The 20561-nt window shown below is 71.0% G+C and carries 14 protein-coding genes; 10 read left to right on the top strand and 4 right to left on the bottom strand.

Annotation, left to right across the window (positions count from 1 at the left end; translation table 11 throughout):
* Positions 1 to 72: 72 nt before the first annotated feature.
* From nuoF to recQ, 10 genes are all read left to right on the top strand, one after another.
* Complete coding sequence (gene nuoF, locus K4G64_RS15320; RefSeq protein ID WP_260460480.1) at positions 73 to 1419, top strand: NADH-quinone oxidoreductase subunit NuoF; 1347 nt, start codon at positions 73 to 75, stop codon at positions 1417 to 1419.
* Positions 1416 to 3920, top strand: coding sequence for an NADH-quinone oxidoreductase subunit G (locus K4G64_RS15325; protein WP_221756598.1), 2505 nt, complete (start codon positions 1416 to 1418; stop codon positions 3918 to 3920). Before nuoF ends, K4G64_RS15325 begins: the two co-directional genes overlap by 4 nt.
* A 20-nt stretch (positions 3921 to 3940) precedes the next feature.
* The gene (gene nuoH, locus K4G64_RS15330; RefSeq protein WP_221756619.1) at positions 3941 to 5314 is read left to right on the top strand and encodes an NADH-quinone oxidoreductase subunit NuoH; all 1374 of its coding nucleotides are present in this window, start codon (positions 3941 to 3943) and stop codon (positions 5312 to 5314) included.
* A complete protein-coding gene (gene nuoI / locus K4G64_RS15335; RefSeq protein WP_221756599.1) occupies positions 5307 to 5972 on the top strand; it encodes an NADH-quinone oxidoreductase subunit NuoI in 666 nt (221 codons plus the stop codon). The genes nuoH and nuoI overlap by 8 nt, the downstream gene beginning before the upstream one ends.
* Entirely contained in the window at positions 5969 to 6811 is an 843-nt protein-coding gene (locus tag K4G64_RS15340) for an NADH-quinone oxidoreductase subunit J (protein WP_221756600.1), read from the top strand. Before nuoI ends, K4G64_RS15340 begins: the two co-directional genes overlap by 4 nt.
* The gene (gene nuoK / locus K4G64_RS15345) at positions 6808 to 7107 is read left to right on the top strand and encodes an NADH-quinone oxidoreductase subunit NuoK (protein WP_003992252.1); all 300 of its coding nucleotides are present in this window, start codon (positions 6808 to 6810) and stop codon (positions 7105 to 7107) included. Before K4G64_RS15340 ends, nuoK begins: the two co-directional genes overlap by 4 nt.
* A 15-nt stretch (positions 7108 to 7122) precedes the next feature.
* Positions 7123 to 9087, top strand: coding sequence for an NADH-quinone oxidoreductase subunit L (gene nuoL, locus K4G64_RS15350; protein ID WP_221756601.1), 1965 nt, complete (start codon positions 7123 to 7125; stop codon positions 9085 to 9087).
* 5 nt (positions 9088 to 9092) lie between these two features.
* Complete coding sequence (locus tag K4G64_RS15355; protein WP_221756602.1) at positions 9093 to 10664, top strand: NADH-quinone oxidoreductase subunit M; 1572 nt, start codon at positions 9093 to 9095, stop codon at positions 10662 to 10664.
* Positions 10661 to 12310 (top strand): NADH-quinone oxidoreductase subunit NuoN, encoded by a 1650-nt coding sequence (gene nuoN / locus K4G64_RS15360; RefSeq protein ID WP_221756603.1) that lies wholly within the window; start codon positions 10661 to 10663, stop codon positions 12308 to 12310. Before K4G64_RS15355 ends, nuoN begins: the two co-directional genes overlap by 4 nt.
* A 236-nt stretch (positions 12311 to 12546) precedes the next feature.
* Entirely contained in the window at positions 12547 to 14643 is a 2097-nt protein-coding gene (gene recQ / locus K4G64_RS15365; RefSeq protein WP_260460481.1) for a DNA helicase RecQ, read from the top strand.
* A gap of 43 nt (positions 14644 to 14686) precedes the next feature.
* On the opposite strand, the gene K4G64_RS15370 is transcribed toward recQ, so the two are convergent.
* The 4 genes from K4G64_RS15370 to K4G64_RS15385 are packed head-to-tail and all read right to left on the bottom strand — an operon-like array spanning position 14687 to position 20556.
* Positions 14687 to 17509: a fumarate reductase/succinate dehydrogenase flavoprotein subunit gene (locus tag K4G64_RS15370; RefSeq protein ID WP_308122377.1), complete on the bottom strand. Its 2823-nt coding sequence runs from the start codon at positions 17507 to 17509 to the stop codon at positions 14687 to 14689.
* A gap of 11 nt (positions 17510 to 17520) precedes the next feature.
* Positions 17521 to 18351, bottom strand: coding sequence for an ABC transporter ATP-binding protein (locus tag K4G64_RS15375; protein ID WP_260460482.1), 831 nt, complete (start codon positions 18349 to 18351; stop codon positions 17521 to 17523).
* Positions 18335 to 19213 carry an ABC transporter permease gene (locus K4G64_RS15380; protein WP_221756605.1) on the bottom strand — a complete coding sequence of 293 codons (879 nt, stop codon included), beginning with the start codon at positions 19211 to 19213 and terminating at the stop codon, positions 18335 to 18337. The genes K4G64_RS15375 and K4G64_RS15380 overlap by 17 nt, the downstream gene beginning before the upstream one ends.
* The gene (locus K4G64_RS15385) at positions 19210 to 20556 is read right to left on the bottom strand and encodes an ABC transporter substrate-binding protein (protein ID WP_221756606.1); all 1347 of its coding nucleotides are present in this window, start codon (positions 20554 to 20556) and stop codon (positions 19210 to 19212) included. The genes K4G64_RS15380 and K4G64_RS15385 overlap by 4 nt, the downstream gene beginning before the upstream one ends.
* Between the last annotated feature and the right edge of the window lie 5 nt (positions 20557 to 20561).

Below are 20561 nucleotides of genomic sequence, written 5' to 3' on the forward strand. Positions count from 1 at the left end.
CACCGCCCCTGATGGAGGGGCTTCGCCCCGCCCCGCTGATACGGCCGGGCCCACCGCTGAGGAGGGGGAGTGATGACCTTGGCACCCGAGCTGAAAGACACCAGCCCCGAGAAGCTGCTCGCACCGGTGCTGTCGGCCTTCTGGGACGAGGACAAGTCCTGGACGCTGGACGTGTACCGCAGGCACGACGGCTACGAGGGGCTGCGCAAGGCGCTCGCCATGACGCCGGACGACGTGATCGCGTACGTCAAGGACTCCGGTCTGCGCGGACGCGGCGGCGCGGGCTTCCCGACCGGGATGAAGTGGCAGTTCATCCCGCAGGGGGACGGCAAGCCTCACTATCTTGTTGTCAACGCCGACGAGTCGGAGCCGGGGACGTGCAAGGACATCCCGCTCCTCTTCGCGAACCCGCACAGCCTCATCGAGGGCATGATCATCGCGTGCTACGCCATCAGGTCGTCGCATGCCTTCATCTATCTGCGGGGTGAAGTCGTCCCCGTACTGCGGCGGTTGCACTCCGCCGTGCGCGAGGCCTACGAGGCCGGCTTCCTCGGCGAGAACATCCTGGACAGCGGACTCGACCTCGACATCACCGTGCACGCGGGCGCGGGCGCGTACATCTGCGGTGAGGAGACCGCACTGCTCGACTCGCTCGAAGGCCGCCGGGGCCAGCCGCGGCTTCGTCCTCCCTTCCCTGCCGTCGCGGGCCTCTATGCGTGCCCGACTGTGGTGAACAACGTCGAATCGATCGCGTCGGTTCCCGCGATCATGCAGCGGGGCAAGGAATGGTTCCGGTCGATGGGGAGTGAGAAGTCGCCCGGCTTCACGCTCTACTCCCTCTCCGGCCACGTCGCCGGCCCCGGCCAGTACGAGGCGCCGCTCGGGATCACGCTCCGCCAGCTCCTCGACATGAGCGGCGGGATGCGCCCCGGGCACCGCCTCAAGTTCTGGACGCCGGGCGGCTCCTCGACCCCGATGTTCACCGACGAGCACCTCGACGTCCCCCTTGACTACGAAGGGGTGGGCGCCGCCGGTTCCATGCTCGGCACCAAAGCCCTCCAGTGCTTCGACGAGACGACCTGCGTGGTCCGCGCCGTCACCCGCTGGACGGAGTTCTACGCCCACGAGTCCTGCGGCAAGTGCACGCCCTGCCGCGAAGGGACCTACTGGCTCGTGCAGTTGCTGCGCGACATCGAGGCCGGCAAGGGACAGATGTCCGACCTCGACAAGCTGAACGACATCGCCGACAACATCAACGGCAAGTCGTTCTGCGCCCTCGGCGACGGCGCCGCCTCGCCGATCTTCTCCTCGCTCAAGTACTTCCGCGAGGAGTACGAGCAGCACATCACGGGCCGGGGCTGCCCCTTCGACCCGGCCAAGTCGACGGCCTGGGCCGACCGCACGGAGGTGAACGCATGACCGTGACCACCAGCTCTCCCTCCGGCGGGGGAGAAGCAGCGGTCCCGCCGGAGGACCTCGTGTCGCTGACGATCGACGGCGCGGAGATCAGCGTGCCCAAGGGCACCCTGGTCATCCGGGCCGCCGAGCAGCTCGGCATCGAGATCCCCCGGTTCTGCGACCACCCCCTGCTCGACCCGGCCGGTGCCTGCCGGCAGTGCATCGTCGAGGTCGAGGGCCAGCGCAAGCCGATGGCGTCCTGCACCATCACCTGCACCGACGGGATGGTGGTGAAGACCCACCTCACCTCGCCGGTCGCGGAGAAGGCCCAGAAGGGTGTGATGGAGCTCCTGCTCATCAACCACCCGCTGGACTGCCCGGTCTGCGACAAGGGCGGCGAGTGCCCGCTGCAGAACCAGGCCATGTCGCACGGCGACGCCGACTCCCGCTTCGAGGGCCGCAAGCGGACCTACGAGAAGCCCGTCCCGATCTCCACGCAGGTGCTGCTCGACCGCGAGCGGTGCGTGCTGTGCGCCCGCTGCACCCGGTTCTCCAACCAAATCGCGGGCGACCCGATGATCGAGCTGATCGAGCGCGGCGCGCTCCAGCAGGTCGGCACCGGCGAGGGCGACCCCTTCGAGTCGTACTTCTCCGGCAACACCATCCAGATCTGCCCGGTCGGCGCGCTGACCTCGGCGGCGTACCGATTCCGCTCCCGCCCCTTCGACCTGGTCTCCTCCCCGTCGGTGTGCGAGCACTGCTCCGGCGGCTGCGCCACGCGCACCGACCACCGGCGCGGCAAGGTCATGAGGCGCCTCGCCGCCAACGACCCCGAGGTCAACGAGGAGTGGATCTGCGACAAGGGGCGGTTCGGGTTCCGGTACGCGCAGCAGCGCGACCGGCTCGAGACGCCGCTGGTGCGCAACGCCGAGGGCGAGCTGGAACCGGCCTCCTGGCCCGAGGCGCTCCAGATCGCCGCCCAGGGGCTGCTGGCCTCCCGGGGCCGCACCGGAGTCCTGACCGGCGGCCGCCTCACCGTCGAGGACGCCTACGCGTACAGCAAGTTCGCGCGCGTGGCGCTCGACACCAACGACATCGACTTCCGCGCGCGCGTGCACAGCAGCGAGGAGGCCGACTTCCTCGCCGCCCAGATCGCCGGGCGCGGCCGGGACCTCGACGGCACGGGCGTCACGTACACCGCGCTGGAGAAGGCCCCCGCCGTCCTGCTCGTCGGGTTCGAGGCGGAGGAGGAGGCCCCCGGCGTCTTCCTGCGGCTGCGCAAGGCCTGGCGGGGGCACGGGCAGAAGGTCTACTCCCTGGCCACGCACGCCACGCGCGGTCTGGAGAAGGCCGGTGGCACGCTGCTGCCGGCGGCCCCAGGCACCGAGACCGAGTGGCTGGACGCGCTCGCGAGCGGCGCCGGCCTGGAGGACGACGGTGCGCTCGCCGCCGAGGCGCTGCGCGCCGAGGGCGCGGTGATCGTCGTCGGCGAGCGGCTGGCCGCCGTGGCCGGCGGGCTCACCGCCGCCGCCCGCACCGCGGCCGCCACCGGCGCCCAACTGGTGTGGATCCCGCGCCGGGCCGGGGAACGCGGTGCGGTCGAGGCGGGCGCGCTGCCGTCGCTGCTGCCGGGCGGGCGCCCGGCCACCGACCCGCGCGCGCGTGACGAGGTCGCCGGCGTCTGGGGCGTCGCGGGCCTCCCGCACCGCTACGGGCGGGACACCGGCCAGATCGTGGAGGCCGCCGCGACCGGCGAACTCCAGGCCCTGCTGGTGGCGGGCGTGGAGATCGCCGATCTGCCCGACCCGGCACGCGCGCGTGCGGCGCTGGACGAGGTGGGCTTCCTGGTCTCGCTGGAGCTGCGGCCGAGCGAGGTCAGCCGCAAGGCCGATGTCGTCCTGCCGGTTGCGGCGGTGGCCGAGAAGGCCGGCACCTTCCTCAACTGGGAAGGCCGGATCCGCTTCTTCGAGGCGGCGCTCAAGCCCGACCAGATGACCCGCCGCTCCGCGCCCACCGACGCGCGGGTGCTGCAGATGCTGGCCGACGCCATGGACGTCCACCTCGGACTGCCGGATCTGCGCACCGTGCGCGGCGAGATCGACCGGCTCGGCGCCTGGGACGGCCCGCGGGCCGGTGAGCCCCTGGAGACCGCGGCCGCGCTGCCGCGGCCCGCCGCCGGGGAAGCCGTGCTCGCGGGGCACCGGCTGCTGCTCGACCAGGGCCTCCTCCAGCAGGGCGACGAGGCCCTCGCCGGCACCCGGCACGCCGCACGCGCGCGGCTGTCGTCCGCGACGGCCGCCGAGGCCGGGGTCAAGGACGGCGACCTGCTCGCCGTGACCGGCCCCCAGGGGGTCGTGGAACTCCCGCTCCAGATCAGTGACATGCCCGACCGGGTGGTGTGGCTCCCGCTGAACTCCACCGGCGGCGGCGTCGCCTCCGACACCGGGGCGCGGCCCGGCTCCCTCGTCCGCATCGGCCCGGCGACGCTCGCCGGCGAGGCCCCCAAGGAGGTGGAGGCATGAGCCTTCGAGGAGGCGGCGGCATGAGCCCGTACCTCGCCGCAGAAGACCTCTCGATGTTCGGCACCGACCCCTGGTGGCTGGTCGGCATCAAGGCGGTGTTCTGCTTCGCCTTCCTGATGGTGACCGTGCTGATCTCCATCGTCATGGAGCGCAAGGTCGTCGCCTGGATGCAGCTGCGCATCGGCCCCAACCGGCACGGCCCCTGGGGCATGCTCCAGTCGCTCGCCGACGGCATCAAGCTGATGCTGAAGGAGGACGTGATCGTCAAGCGCGCGGACAAGGCGGTCTACGTCCTCGCGCCCATCATCGCGGCCATCCCGGCCTTCATGGCGATCGCGGTGATCCCCTTCGGCCCGGCCGGCAACGAGATCTCGATCTTCGGCCAGCGCACCACGATGCAGCTCACCGACCTGCCGATCGCGATGCTCTACATCCTCGCGGTCGCCTCGGTCGGCATCTACGGCATCGTCCTGGCGGGCTGGAGCTCCGGCTCGACGTACCCGCTGCTGGGGGGCTTGCGCTCCTGCGCGCAGATGATCTCCTACGAGATCGCGATGGGCGCCGCCTTCGCCTCCGTCTTCCTCTACTCGGGGTCCATGTCGACCTCGACGATCGTCGAGCAGCAGGCCGACCGCTGGTACATCGTGCTGCTGCCGGTCTCCTTCATCATCTACATCGTCACGATGGTCGGCGAGACCAACCGCGCCCCCTTCGACATGCCGGAGTCCGAGGGCGACCTGGTCGGCGGCTTCAACACCGAGTACTCGTCGATCAAGTTCGCGATGTTCATGCTCGCCGAGTACGTCAACATGGTGACCGTCTCGGCCGTCGCCACCACGCTGTTCCTCGGCGGCTGGCGGGCCCCCTGGCCCATCAGCACCTTCTGGGAGGGCGCCAACCACGGCTGGTGGCCGCTGCTGTGGTTCACGGTCAAGGTTCAGCTGCTGCTGTTCATGTTCATCTGGATCCGCGGCACCCTCCCGCGGGTGCGCTACGACCAGCTGATGAAGCTCGGCTGGAAGGTCCTCATCCCGGTCTCGCTGGTGTGGCTGATGCTCGTCGCGAGTGTGCGGGCCTTCCGCAACGAGGGCTACGACTTCGCCGACATCGCCCTGTACGTGGGCGGCGGCGTCCTCGCCCTGTTGCTGCTCTCCTTCGTCGCCGACATGTTCCGCGAGAAGGCCAAGAAGGCCGAAGAGCCGGCCGAGACCCCGGCCGCCTTCGACCCGATGGCGGGCGGATTCCCCGTACCGCCCCTGCCCGGACAGGAACTTCCGCCGGTCCCGCGCCGCTCGCGCCGCGAGCGGGAACTGATTGTCAGTGGTGGACCCGATACTCAGAGTGACGAATCCCTGGGCGGATCTACGGATGGAAAGGAGGCGTCCGATGGCTGAGGAACTCGAGCGTTCGAAGGCTGAGGAAGCGAAGGACACCAAGCCCGGTTTCCAGAACCCCGTGGCCGGCTTCGGCGTGACCTTCAAGGCCATGTTCAAGAAGCGGCTGACCGAGCAGTACCCGGAGCAGCAGAAGACCACGGCTCCGCGCTTCCACGGACGGCACCAGCTCAACCGCCATCCGGACGGCCTGGAGAAGTGCGTCGGCTGCGAACTGTGCGCCTGGGCCTGCCCAGCCGACGCCATCTACGTGGAGGGCGCGGACAACACCGACGAGGAGCGCTACTCGCCGGGCGAGCGGTACGGCCGCGTCTACCAGATCAACTACGCCCGCTGCATCCTGTGCGGCTTGTGCATCGAGGCGTGTCCCACCCGCGCGCTCACGATGACCAACGAGTTCGAGCTGGCCGACTCCAGCCGGGCCAACCTCATCTACACCAAGGAGCAGCTGCTCGCCGGTCTGGAGGAGGGCATGGTCGACTCGCCCCACGCCATCTACCCCGGCACCGACGAGCAGGACTACTACCGGGGCCTGGTCACGGAGGCCGCGCCCGGCACGGAGCAGCAGGTCGCCCACTCCAAGGGCGAGGTCGTGCAGGAGGCCGACTCCACCTTCGGCGAGAGCGAACCCGCCTCGGAGAAGGTGATCGGCCGATGACCGCCCAGCTCGCCGTCTACTCCACCTCCACCGGAGAGGCCTTCCAGTTCTGGATCCTCGGCACCGTCGCGGTGCTCGGCGCCCTGGGCACCATCCTCATGAAGAGGGCCGTGCACAGCGCGCTCTGCCTCGCCGGGACCATGATCATCCTGGCCGTGTTCTATCTCGCCAACGGCGCCTACTTCCTGGGCGTCGTGCAGATCATCGTCTACACCGGCGCGATCATGATGCTGTTCCTGTTCGTGGTGATGCTCGTCGGCGTCACCGCGGCGGACTCCCTGAAGGAGACCATCAAGGGCCAGCGCTGGCTGGCCCTGCTGTGCGGTCTCGGCTTCGGCGTCCTGCTGATCGGCGGGATCGGCAACGCGTCCCTGACGGAGTTCAACGGCATCGGCCAGGCGAACGCCGGGGGCAACGTGGAGGGCATCGCCGCCCTCCTCTTCACCAAGTACGTCTTCGCGTTCGAGATCACCGGCGCCCTGCTCATCACGGCCGCCGTCGGCGCCATGGTGCTCACCCACCGCGAGCGCACCGAGCGTGCCAAGACGCAGCGGGAGCTCGCCGTGGAGCGCGTCCGGTCGGGCAAGCAGCTGCCGCCCCTGCCGGCGCCCGGTGTGTACGCCCGGCACAACGCGGTCGACATCGCGGGCCTGCTGCCCGACGGCACCCCGTCCGACCTCACCGTCAGCAAGACCCTGCGCGAGCGCGGCCAGATCCGTGACGTGTCGCAGGAGGCGCTCAACGACCTCAAGGCCCTGGAGCAGCGGTCCGAGGAGCGTCTGGAGCGCAGGGCGGTCGGGCCGGCGAAGTTCCAGAGGTCCGAGGAGGCGTCGAAGTGAACCCCGTCAACTACCTCTACCTCGCGGCCCTGTTGTTCACGATCGGCGCCACCGGCGTGCTCATCAGGCGCAACGCGATCGTCGTGTTCATGTGCATCGAGCTCATGCTCAACGCCTGCAACCTCGCGTTCGTCGCCTTCTCCCGGATGCACGGCAACCTCGACGGACAGATCATCGCCTTCTTCACGATGGTCGTCGCCGCCGCCGAGGTCGTGGTCGGGCTCGCGATCATCGTGTCCCTGTTCCGTGCCCGCCACTCGGCCTCGGTCGACGACGCCAGCCTGATGAAGCTGTAAGGGGTCGGAAGAATCGTGGAGAACCTCATTGCGCTGCTGGTGGCGGCGCCCCTGCTCGGAGCGGCGGTCCTGCTGTGCGGCGGCCGGCGGCTGGACGCCGTCGGCCACTGGCTCGGCACCCTGTTCGCGGCCGTCTCCTTCGTGCTCGGCCTGGTGCTGTTCACCGACATGCTGGGGCAGAGCGCCGAACACCGCGAGATGTCCCAGCACTTGTTCAGCTGGATCCCGGTCGAGGGCTTCCAGGCGGACGTCGCCTTCCAGCTCGACCAGCTGTCCATGACGTTCGTGCTGCTGATCACGGGCGTCGGATCGCTGATCCACCTGTACTCCGTCGGATACATGGAGCACGACGAACGGCGCCGCCGCTTCTTCGGCTATCTCAACCTGTTCCTCGCGGCGATGCTGATCCTCGTCCTCGCCGACAACTACCTGCTGCTGTACGTCGGCTGGGAGGGCGTCGGTCTCGCCTCCTACCTGCTGATCGGCTTCTGGCAGCACAAGCCCAGCGCCGCCACGGCCGCGAAGAAGGCCTTCCTGGTCAACCGCGTCGGCGACATGGGCCTGTCCATCGCGATCATGCTGATGTTCCTGTGGTTCGGCACCTTCGCCTTCGGGCCGGTGCTCGGCACCCACACGGAGGCCGGGCTCGCCGGTGCCGCCGGTGAGGACAAGCTGACCGCGATCGCGCTGATGCTGCTCCTCGCCGCCTGCGGCAAGTCCGCCCAGGTGCCGCTGCAGTCCTGGCTCGGGGACGCGATGGAGGGCCCGACCCCGGTCTCGGCCCTCATCCACGCCGCGACCATGGTGACGGCGGGCGTCTACCTGATCGTCCGCTCCGCGGCCGTCTTCAACGGCGCCCCGGACGCGCAACTGGTCGTCACCATCGTCGGTGCGGTCACGCTGCTGTTCGGTGCGATCGTCGGTTGCGCGAAGGACGACATCAAGAAGGCCCTGGCCGGCTCGACCATGTCGCAGATCGGCTACATGATCCTCGCCGCGGGCCTCGGCCCCATCGGCTACGTCTTCGCGATCATGCACCTGGTGACGCACGGCTTCTTCAAGGCCGGGCTGTTCCTCGGCGCCGGTTCGGTCATGCACGGCATGAACGACGAGGTCGACATGCGCCGCTACGGCGGACTGCGGAAGTACATGCCGGTCACCTTCGTCACCTTCGGCCTCGGCTACCTGGCCATCATCGGCTTCCCGGGCCTGTCCGGCTTCTTCTCCAAGGACAAGATCATCGAGGCGGCGTTCGCCAAGGGCGGCACCGAGGGCTGGATCCTCGGCGCCTGCGCCCTGCTCGGCGCGGCCATCACGGCGTTCTACATGACGCGCGTGATGCTGATGACGTTCTTCGGCGAGGAGCGCTGGCGCAACGCCCCGACGCCATCCCCGGCCCGGCCGGACGTGGAGCCCGCCGCCGAGACGCGCGGCGGATACACGCCGCCGCACCCGCACGAGTCGCCCAAGATCATGACGATCCCGATGATCCTGCTGGCCGTCGGGTCGGTGGCCGGAGGCGCGTTCTTCAGCATCGGCGACCGCTTCATGCACTGGCTGGAGCCCGTCACCGGGCACAGTCACGGCAACCCGCCGATCAGCGCGGGTGTGGTCACCGTCGCGACCGTCGCCTGCATGGTCATCGGCGTCGCCATCGCCTGGGCCCAGTACGGCCGTCGCCCGGTCCCGGCCGTCGCCCCGCGCGGCTCGCTGCTCACCCGGGCCGCCCGGCGCGACCTGCTCCAGGACGACTTCAACCACGTCGTCCTGGTCCGCGGCGGAGAGCACCTCACGCGGTCCCTGGTCTACGTCGACCACACCCTGGTCGACGGCGTCGTCAACGGCACGGCGGCCTCGGTCGGCGGCCTCTCCGGGCGGATGCGCAAGCTGCAGAACGGCTTCGCCCGCTCCTACGCGGTCTCGATGTTCGGGGGCGCGGCGGTCATCGTCGCCGCGACCCTGCTGATGAGGGCGGTCTGATACCGATGTCCTTTCCTCTGCTGACAGCGACAGCGGCGCTCCCGGCCGTCGGGGCGATCGCCACGGCCGCCGTACCGGCCGCGAAGCGCACCGCCGCCAAGTGGCTGGCGCTGCTCTTCTCGCTCGCCACGCTCGTCCTGGCGATCACCGTCCTGGTCCGCTTCGACCCGGGCGGCGACCGCTACCAGCTCACCGAGTCCCACGCCTGGATCGCCGACTTCGGCGTCCGCTACGAACTGGGTGTGGACGGCATCGGCGTGGCGCTCGTCGCGCTCACGGCGCTGCTGATCCCCTTCATCATCCTCGCGGGCTGGCACGACGCCGACCCCCTGGAGACCGGCAGCAGCCGGTGGCGGCCGACGCAGGGCTTCTTCGCCCTGATCCTCGCCGTCGAGGCGATGGTGATCCTCTCCTTCGAGGCCACCGACGTCTTCCTCTTCTACATCTTCTTCGAAGCCATGCTGATCCCGATGTACTTCCTCATCGGCGGCTTCGGGGACCGTGCCCACGAGCACGGCGAGAAGGCGGCGGCGACCCAACGGTCGTACGCGGCCGTCAAGTTCCTCCTCTACAACCTGGCCGGCGGTCTGATCATGCTGGCCGCGGTGATCGGCCTGTACGTGGTCGCCGGGAACTTCTCGCTGCAGGAGATCGCCGAGGCTCGTGCCAACGGCACGCTCGACATGGCGACCAACACCGAACGCTGGCTGTTCCTCGGATTCTTCTTCGCGTTCGCGGTGAAGGCGCCGCTGTGGCCGCTGCACACCTGGCTGCCCAACGCCATGCAGGAGTCCACCGCCCCGGTCGCCGTGCTCATCACGGCGGTCGTCGACAAGGTCGGCACCTTCGCGATGCTCCGCTTCTGTCTCCAGCTGTTCCCGGAGGCCAGCAAGTGGGCCACGCCCGCGATCCTCGTCCTCGCCCTGATCAGCATCATCTACGGGGCCCTGCTCGCGGTCGGCCAGCGCGACATCAAGCGCCTGATCGCCTACGCGTCGATCTCCCACTTCGGCTTCATCATCATGGGCATCTTCGCGATGACCAGCCAGGGCCAGTCCGGGGCGACGCTCTACATGATCAACCACGGCATCTCGACGGCCGCGCTGATGCTGGTGGCGGGCTTCCTGATCTCCCGGCGCGGCTCGCGGCTCATCGCCGACTACGGCGGAGTGCAGAAGGTCGCCCCGGTGCTCGCCGGCACGTTCCTGATCGGCAGCCTCGCGACCCTGTCCCTGCCGGGGCTGGCGCCGTTCGTCAGTGAGTTCCTGGTCCTGGTGGGCACGTTCACGCGCTACCCGGTGATCGGCATCATCGCCACCTTCGGCATCGTCCTCGCCGCGCTCTACACCCTCGTCCTCTACCAGCGGACGATGACGGGCCCGGTGAAGCCGGAGGTCTCCGCGATGCCGGACCTCAGGATCCGTGAGCTCGCGGTCGTCGCCCCGCTGGTCGTTCTGCTGATCTTCCTGGGCGTCTACCCGAAGCCCGTCACGCAGATCATCGACCCGGCGGTCGAGCAGACCATGTCCGACGTCCAGAAGAAGGACCCCCAGCCCGAGGTGGAGGCGGCCAAGTGAGCGCAACAGCCGTCCACAGCCTGTGGACAACCGCGGCCGATCCGATCTCCAAGATCGACGCGCCGAAGTTCGAGTACGGCCAGCTGTCGCCGACCCTGATCGTCGTCGGCGCGGCGATCATCGGGATCCTGATCGAGGCGTTCGTCCCGCGGAAGTCGCGCTACTACGCCCAGATGTTCGTGTCCGTCGTCGCGCTCGCCGCCGCCTTCGCCGCGGTCGTGGCGCTCGCGGCCGACGGGTACGGCACGACCAAGGCGCGCATCGCGGCCATGGGTGCGATCGCCGTCGACGGGCCGGCCCTGTTCCTCCAGGGCACGATCCTGCTGGCGGCCCTGGTGGGACTGTTCACCTTCGCCGAGAGGCGCCTGGACCCGGAGGCGCACGGCAACCGCGTCGACTCCTTCGCCGCGCAGGCCGCGTCCGTGCCGGGCAGCGAGAGCGAGAAGGCCGCGGTCAAGGCCGGGTTCACCACCACCGAGGTGTTCCCGCTGCTGCTGTTCGCCGTCGCCGGCATGCTGATCTTCCCGGCGGCCAACGACCTGCTGACGCTGTTCGTGGCGCTGGAGGTCCTCTCCCTGCCGCTGTACCTGCTGTGCGCGCTGGCCCGCCGCAAGCGGCTCATGTCGCAGGAGGCCGCGGTCAAGTACTTCCTGCTCGGCGCCTTCGCCTCCGCGTTCACCCTGTTCGGCATCGCGCTGCTCTACGGTTACGCGGGCTCGATGTCGTACGCGACGATCGCCCAGGTCGTCGACGGCACCGTGCAGGATGTCAACCCGGCGCTCGCCGGCACCATGGGCAACGACGCGCTGCTGCTGATCGGCGCCGCGCTGCTGGTCATGGGCCTGCTGTTCAAGGTGGGCGCGGTGCCGTTCCACATGTGGACGCCGGACGTGTACCAGGGCGCGCCGACGCCGGTGACCGGCTTCATGGCGGCGGCGACGAAGGTGGCGGCGTTCGGCGCGCTGCTGCGGCTGCTGTACGTCGTCCTGCCGGGCCTGCGCTGGGACTGGCGGCCGGTCATGTGGGCCGTGGCCATCGTCACCATGCTGGGCGGTGCGATCGTCGCGATCACGCAGACCGACATCAAGCGGCTGCTGGCGTACTCGTCGATCGCGCACGCCGGGTTCATCCTCGCGGGTGTCATCGCGACCACGCCCGACGGCGTCTCGTCGGTGCTGTTCTACCTGGCGGCGTACTCGTTCGTGACGATCGGCGCCTTCGCGGTGGTCACGCTCGTCCGTGACGCCGGGGGCGAGGCGACGCACCTGTCCAAGTGGGCGGGGCTCGGGCGCAGGTCCCCGCTGGTGGCGGCCGTGTTCGCGGTGTTCCTGCTGGCCTTCGCGGGCATTCCGCTGACGTCCGGCTTCGCCGGGAAGTTCGCCGTGTTCAAGGCGGCGGCGGAGGGCGGGGCCGCCCCGCTCGTCGTCATCGGTGTGATCTCGTCGGCGATCGCGGCGTTCTTCTACATCCGCGTCATCGTGCTGATGTTCTTCAGCGAGCCGCGGCCGGAGGGCCCGACGGTGGCCGTGCCGTCGCCGCTGACGATGACGGCGATCGGGGTCGGCGTGGCGGTCACGCTGGTCCTCGGTGTGGCGCCGCAGTACTTCCTGGATCTGGCGGGGCAGGCGGGCGTGTTCGTCCGCTGACGTCCGTGCGGGGCTGTACGGGGTCCGGTCTCCTTCGGGAGCCGGGCCCCGCGGCGTTTCCGGGCGGGCGGTCGACGCGCCGAGCCAAGTCGAACGTATGTATGCGCCCCGTCTTCTCCGGGCGGGACCTGTGGATAACTCCGGGGCTGTCGGTGCGGGCGCCTATGGTGGACGCAGTGGTCGAGGCGCGACGCACGGGGGACGCAACGATGGGCGCGACGGGCGGGACGGGTGTCATGACGGAACTGGACGCGGTGACCGGAGCCGGGTCGGCCGGAGCCGGGGCGACCGGGGCCGGGACCGGCGCGGGCAGTGGTCCCGCCGGGCCTCTCGGCGCCGACGCGAGCGAGGCGCTGGCCGCGCTGCACCGGGTCTTCGGGTACGAGGCTTTCCGCGGCGAGCAGGAAGCGGTCATCGAGCATGTGGTGGCGGGCGGCGATGCCGTCGTGCTCATGCCCACCGGCGGCGGAAAGTCGCTGTGCTACCAGATTCCGTCCCTGGTCAGGCCGGGCACGGGTGTGGTCGTCTCCCCGCTCATCGCCCTGATGCAGGACCAGGTGGACGCGCTGCGGGCGCTGGGCGTGCGGGCCGGGTTCATGAACTCCACGCAGGACTTCGACGAGCGCCGGATGGTGGAGGCCGAGTTCCTCGCCGGCGAGCTGGACCTGCTCTACCTCGCGCCGGAGCGGCTGCGGCTGGGGAGCACGCTCGACCTGCTCTCCCGCGGCAAGATCTCCCTCTTCGCCATCGATGAGGCGCATTGCGTCTCCCAGTGGGGCCACGACTTCCGGCCCGACTATCTGGCGCTCTCCCTGCTCGGCGAGCGCTGGCCGGACGTGCCGCGCATCGCGCTGACGGCGACGGCCACGCACGCGACGCACCAGGAGATCACCGAGCGGCTGCACATGCCGACGGCCCGGCACTTCGTGGCGAGCTTCGACCGGCCCAACATCCAGTACCGGATCGTGCCCAAGGCCGACCCGAAGAAGCAGCTGCTGAGCTTCCTGCGCGAGGAGCACGCGGGCGACGCGGGCATCGTCTACTGCCTGTCGCGCAACTCGGTGGAGAAGACCGCCGAGTTCCTCAGCCGCAACGGCATCGAGGCGGTGCCGTACCACGCGGGCCTGGACGCGGGCACCCGCGCCGCCCACCAGTCCCGCTTCCTGCGGGAGGACGGCCTGGTCGTGGTGGCGACCATCGCCTTCGGCATGGGCATCGACAAGCCGGACGTCCGCTTCGTCGCCCACCTCGACCTGCCCAAGTCGGTCGAGGGCTACTACCAGGAGACGGGCCGGGCCGGCCGAGACGGGCTGCCGTCGACGGCCTGGATGGCCTACGGGCTGAATGACGTCATACAGCAGCGCAAGCTGATCCAGTCCGGCGAGGGGGACGAGGCCTTCCGGCGCCGGGCCCAGGCCCACCTGGACTCGATGCTGGCGTTGTGCGAGACGGCCCAGTGCCGCCGGGGCCAGCTCCTCGCCTACTTCGGCCAGGACCCGGATCCGTCCGGCTGCGGCAACTGCGACACCTGTCTGACCCCGCCGGAGACCTGGGACGGCACCGTCGCGGCGCAGAAGGCACTGTCCACCGTGGTCCGGCTGCAGCGGGAGCGCGGGCAGAAGTTCGGCGCGGTGCAGATCGTCGACATCCTGCTGGGGAAGCGGACCGGCAAGGTCATCCAGTTCGACCACGACCAGCTGTCCGTCTTCGGCATCGGCGAGGAGCTCACCGAGGGCGAATGGCGGGGAGTGATCCGGCAGTTGCTCGCCCAGGGGCTGCTCGCGGTGGAGGGCGAGTACGGCACGCTGGTGCTGACCGAGGCCAGCGGGGCGGTGCTGCGGCGGGAGCGGGACGTGCCGCTGCGCAAGGAGCCCAAGAAGCCGGTGACCTCCCGGTCGGGGTCCTCGTCGGGCTCCGGGCGGGGCGAGCGCAAGGGCAAGGCTGCCGCCGCCGAGCTGCCCGAGGAACTGATGCCGGCCTTCGAGGCGCTGCGCGCCTGGCGCGCCGAGCAGGCCCGCGAGCAGGGCGTCCCGGCGTACGTGATCTTCCACGACGCCACCCTGCGGGAGATCGCCACGGTGTGGCCGACGTCGGTGGGGGAGCTCGGCGGGATCAACGGAGTCGGCGAGAAGAAACTCACCACGTACGGGGAGGGTGTGCTGGAGGTGCTCGCGTCGCTGGGCGGGCCGGCCGGCTCCGCCCCCGCGGGCGACTCGTCCCCGGCCCCGGCAGCGTCCGGCCGGGGCCCGGCTCACGCCACCGCTCAGGACGCGGGCGAGCCGGACCACTGGCCGGAGATGGACGAGGAGCCGGAGCCCGACGACTGGATATAGGGCGGGCTCTGACGGGGTCAGACGGATACGGAAGCCGGGCCGGTCACAGCGCCCGTCCCGCGTACGCCCTGACATCCGCGTCGGAATCCGTCGTCGCCGTGGCGAGCGCCGCCCGGGCCTCCTCGGTGCCGCGGTGCCGGGTCAGTGCCAGGACGGCGGCCTTGCGGACGTCGGCGTTGGAATCCGCCAGGGCCTTGGCGAGCGCCGGTACGGCCACGTCGGGGTCGGCGACCGACAGGGCGGTGGCGGCTCCGGACCGGACCTGCCACGCCGTCTCGGACAGGGCGGCCACGGCGCGTGCGGTGAGGGGCGCCGGGCAGCCGGTGGTGCCGAGTGCTCCGTAGGCCGCTGCCCGCACCAGGGCGTCGGTGTCGTCGAGGAGACCGGTGAGGGCCGCTTCGATGGCGCCCGCGGCGGGATCGGCGACGGCAGCGGCGTCACCCGCGAGCCGCTCGGCACCCACCGTGGCGAGGCCCTTGGCGATCGCGACCCGGACCTCGCGGGAGGGGTCGGAGAGCGCCATGCCTGCCAGTTCGCCGGCGGCGTCGACGGACACCAGGGCGCGTACGGCCTCGATGCGGACGGCGATGTCGGAGTCCGCGAGGGAGTCCGCGAAGAGGGCGGCGTCTCCGAGACGCAGGGCGCGCAGGACGTCCAGGGCCGCGGCGCGCACCACCGGGTCCGGCTCGGCCAGGGCGGCGGCGAGACCGTCGCGCAGGTCGGGCTCGGCCGGGAGCGTCTCGACCAGCTCCCGCAGTGACGCGGCGGCGGCGGCACGCACCTCGGCGGCGCTGTCCCGCAGGGCGGCGGCGAGGGCGGTGCCCGTCCCCGGCGGGAGCGTCTCGGTGAGCACGCTGACGGCCTCGCGGCGGACGGCGGCGACAGGGTCGGTCAAGTAGGACCGGAGGGAGGCGAGTTCGGGCTCCTCCTCGGCGAGGGCGACGAGTTCGAGGAGACGGGCGGCGGACTGCTCGTCGGAGGGCGCGGCGGCCGAAGGCTGCGGTGGCGAGACCGGCTCCGTGGTCTCGGCAGCCGCCCCGACGGCGGCCGCCACCGGTGCCAGGTCACGCGAGCCCGCCGTGGCCACCTGCTCGGCGTGGACCTCGCCGAGGGCACGGGACGGGCCGCCGACGGGGTCGAAACCGTCGACCGGAACGAGATAGGGAGCCACGGGACGGGCCGTGAACTCCATCGCACCAGAGGGGGACTTGTGCAGATCGAGGTGGTGGAACCAGGACGCGTCGTCGCGCTGCGGATGATCGAGACGGTCGTGGTAGAGGCCCCAGCGGGACTCCGTGCGGGCCAGGGAGGACCGGGCGGCCATCTCCGCGCAGTCGCGGATGAAGGTGACCTCGGCACAGCGCATCAGCTCGTGCGCGGTGCGCGCACCCATGTCGGCGATGTCGGTGTGCATCCGCTCGAAGGCCTCCAGGGCCAACGACAGCCGGGCGCCGGACTTGGGCGGAGCGACGTAGTCGTTCACGAAGCGGCGCAGCTTGTACTCGACCTGGTGCTGCGGCGGGCCGTCGGGGTTGCGCAGCGGGCGGTAGATCAGCTCGTGTGCCTCCCGCAGCTGATCGGACGGCAACTCGCCCGCGTAGGCCTGGTACCGGGAAGCGTCCGCGCCCGCCAGGTCTCCGAAGACGAACGCGCCGATCATGTAGTTGTGCGGCACGCAGGCCAGGTCGCCGGCCGCGTACAGCCGGGGGACGGTCGTGCGGGCGTGTTCGTCCACGCGGACGCCGGAGGCGGAGTGGCCGCCGCACAGGCCGATCTCGGAGATGTGCATCTCGATGTCGTGGGTGCGGTAGTCGTGGCCGCGGCCGGAGTGGAAGGTGCCGCGGGTGGGGCGCTCGGTGGAGTGCAGGATCGTCTCCAGGGCCGAGACGGACTCCTCGGGGAGGTGGCTCAGCTTCAGGTAGACGGGCCCCCGGTCGGACGCCACCTCGGCCGCGAACTCGGCCATCATCTGGCCCGACCAGTAGTCGGAGTCGACGAAGCGCTCGCCGTGCCGGTTGACCTGGTAGCCGCCGAAGGGGTTGGCGACGTAGGCGCAGGCCGGGCCGTTGTAGTCCTTGATCAGCGGGTTGATCTGGAAGCACTCGATGCCGGTGAGTTCGGCGCCCGCGTGGTAGGCCATGGCGTAGCCGTCGCCCGCGTTGGTGGGGTTCTCGTAGGTGCCGTAGAGGTAGCCGGAGGCCGGCAGGCCGAGGCGGCCGCAGGCGCCGGTCGCGAGGATCACCGCGCCCGCGCGGACCTGGACGAACTGCCCCGTGCGGGTGTTGAAGCCCGCCGCTCCGACGGCCCGCCCGTCCGCCGTGAGGACCCGCACCGGCATCACGCGGTTCTCGATGCGGATCCTCTCCCGCATCTCGCGTCGCCGCAGCTGCCGGTAGAGGACCTTCTTGACGTCCTTGCCCTCCGGCATCGGCAGCACGTAGGAGCCGGAGCGGTGGACCTGGCGGACCGCGTAGTCGCCGTGCTCGTCCTTCTCGAACTTCACGCCGTAGGACTCCAGCCGCTGCACCATGCCGAAGCCCCGGGTGGCGGTCTGGCGGACGGTGGACTGGTCGACGATGCCGTCGTTGGCGCGGGTGATCTCGGCGACGTAGTCGTCGGGTTCGGCGCGGCCGGGGATGACCGCGTTGTTGACGCCGTCCATGCCCATGGCGAGCGCGCCGGAGTGGCGGACGTGCGCCTTCTCCAGCAACAGCACGTTCGCCCCGTGCTCGGCGGCGGTCAGCGCGGCCATGGTGCCGGCGGTGCCACCGCCGATGACGAGGACGTCGCAGGTCAGTTCCTCGGCGTCGGTGAGGGACGGGACGGCCAGGGGGGTGTCCGCAGGGGGGTTCACGGAGGTGGTCACCGGGGTGCCTTTCACGTACCGAGCGAGGTGAGGACGTCGCGCCGCAGAGCCATGCGCGCCGGGTCGTCGTGCGCGCCGCGGTCGCGCGGGCGGGGGATGTCCCGGACGGCGACGAGGCCGCCCGCGCCGAGCAGGGCCACGCGGTCGCCGAGGAACAGGGCCTCGTCCACGTCGTGGGTGACGAAGACGACGGTGGCGCCCGTGCCCTGGAGCACCTCCACCAGCAGGTCCTGCATGCCCGCCCGGTTCTGCGCGTCGAGCGCGCCGAACGGCTCGTCCATCAGGACGGCGCGCGGGCGTCCGGCCAGGGCGCGGGCCAGCTGGGCGCGCTGGCGCTGCCCGCCGGAGACCCGGTGCGGCAACTGCCGTGCCTGCGAGCCGAGTCCGACCCGCTCCAGCCAGGCCTGGGCCGCCTCGCGACGCCCGGCGCGGAGCACGCCGCGGATGGCGAGGGGCAGTTCGACGTTGGCGCGCAGGGTGCGCCAAGGGAGCAGGGCGTCCTCCTGGAAGACCAGGGCCCGGTCGGCCGAGGGGCCGGTCAGCGGCCGCCCGTCCTGGGCGATCTCGCCCGCGAGCGGCGACAGCAGGCCGGCCAGGGTGCGCAGCAGGGTCGACTTGCCGCAGCCGGACGGGCCGACGACGGTGAGGATCTCGCCGGGGGCGACGTCCAGGTCGACCTTGTCCAGGGCGGGCGCGCCGGGGCGGCCGAGGGAGGCGCCGGTGAGGGTGAGCCGGGTGCCGCGCACCGGGGTGCCGGGGACGGCCTCGGGGGCCGGCTTGGGCAAGGTGTCCTTCACCTCCCCGGCCGGGGTGTTCGAGACGGTCTCAGACGAGGTGCTCATCGCGTGCCTCCTCGGTTCGGGTCCCGCCGGGGGCGGTGGCGGGGGCGGCCGGTGCCGGCGTCACGGACCGGTCGGGCCGGGGCGGCCGGGCCCCGGGCACGTTCGCGGTGCGGGGCAGCCAGCGGGTGAGGCGGCGGCCCAGCAGCTCCACGGCCGTGGAGGTGAGCCAGCCGAGGACGCCGATGGTGACCATGCCGACGAACACGCCGGGGTAGTCGACGACGGTGTAGTCCTGCCAGGTGCGGTATCCCACGCCGTACTGGCCGGAGATCATCTCGGCGGAGATCACACAGATCCACGAGACGCCGATGCCGACGGACAGACCGCCGAACACACCGGGCAGCGCGCCCGGCAGCACGACCTGGCCGAGGATCCGCCACCGGCCGCCGCCCATGGTGCGCACGGCCTCCTCCCACACGGGAGTCAGGGCGCGCACCGCGTGCCGGGTGGAGACCAGGACAGGGAAGAAGGCGGCGGTGCAGGTGATGAAGACGATGCCCTGCTCGTTGGAGGGGAACAGCAGGATCGCGACGGGGACCAGGGCGATGGCCGGGACCGGCCGGATCACCTCCAGCACCGGACCGAGCAGGTCCTCGGCGAGACGCGAGCGCGCCACGAGCACGCCCGTGGCCACCCCGAGGACGGCGGCCAGCAGGAAGCCGGTGAGGATCCGGGTGAGGCTGTCGGTGAGGTCCGTCCAGTAGTCCGGCCCGGACACCCGGGCGGCGAAGGTCCGGGCCACGTCGGTGACCGTCGGGAACTGCGAGAAGCGCAGCCACAGGTCGATGTTCAGACTGGTCAGCGCCTGCCACAGCCCCAGCGCGGCGGCCAGCGACACCACGCGGAGCGCGTACCGCTTCACGACGCCCGCTCCAGGGCGTCGGCGTACGGGACGACCCGCGCCCCGCCGTGCCCGGCGACGTACGTCTGCGCGGTGTCGGGGGCGACGAAGGGCAGCAGCTTGTCGCCGTCGGCCACCCACACGGCCTTGTCGGCGAACCAGAGGGTGCCGGTGGTGGTGTCGGGAACGTAGGCGGCGCGCAGGGCGTCGCGGTGTCCGGCGACGTAACGCAACAGCTCGGAGGGGGAGTCGAACGTGACGGTCTTCGAGGCGCCCTTGGGCCAGGCCTCGCTCGCGGCGGGCGCGGGCTTCGTGGCGAGATGCTTCGCGTACGCCGCCGGTCCGAGCGCCTTCTTCACGTACCCGTCGTCGACGAAGGAGTCGACGTCCACGTCGCCGGTGAGCTTCGCCGACTTGAGGATCGACACGTCCTGCTTCAGCGCGGAGACGAGCTGGGGCTTGATGGCCGGGTCGAAGGTGGCGATGCCGTGATCGCCGTTGTAGAGGTAGACGACCTCGGCGGGCAGGCCCGTCGCCTTCGCGACCTTCTCGGCGGCGTCCACCGGGTGGTCGTTCAGGTAGTCGGTCGCCTCCGCCTGGGCCTTCAGGAACGCCTCCAGCACGGCCGGGCGCTCCTTCGCGAATTCCTCGCGGGCGGTGACGCCGTGGAAGGTGGGCAGATTCAGCCGGGCACCGTCGTAGATCGCCTTCGCCTTGCCCTGGAAGGCGAGCAGGCCGGGCCAGGCGACGAACTGGGAGAGCGCGTCCGTGCTGCCCGCCGCCAGGGCGGAGGCGCCGACGGAGGGCTGCTGGTTGAGCTTCTCGATGCCGCCGTTCGGGTCGATGCCGGCGCGCTGCAGGGCCCGTACGAGAGTGCCGTCGGCGGCCGAGCCGACGCTCGTGGAGACCTTCTTGCCCTTCAGGTCCTTCAGCGAGGTCAGCTTGGAGCCGGGCGCGGTGACGATGGTGTTGAGGCCGCCGCGGAGGTTGTAGCCGGTGACCGAGACCAGGCGGGTGGGGCTGTTCAGCTGCTTGCCGCGGGCCGCGTTGATGAGCAGCGGGAAGTCGCCCATCGAGCCGATGTCGATCTTCCCCGCGGTCATCTGGGCGGTGATGGGGGCGCCGGTGGCGTAGTCCTGCCAGTCCACCTTGTAGCGGACGCCGTCGTGCAGGGAGTTCAGCTGCTTCTCGAAGGCGCCGAGCGAGCGCAGCAGGGTGCCCGCGGTGACGGTGTTGATCGTCCTGGACTGGTAGCCGACGGTGACGGTGACCGTGGAGCCGCTGCCCGCCTCGGCGTCACCGCCACAGGCGCTGAGCGGGAGCAGGAGTACGGCGGCGGACGTGGCGACGACTGTGCGTTTCATGATGG

This window comes from Streptomyces sp. WAC04114, assembly GCF_019733245.1.
GTDB lineage: Bacteria > Actinomycetota > Actinomycetes > Streptomycetales > Streptomycetaceae > Streptomyces > Streptomyces massasporeus_A.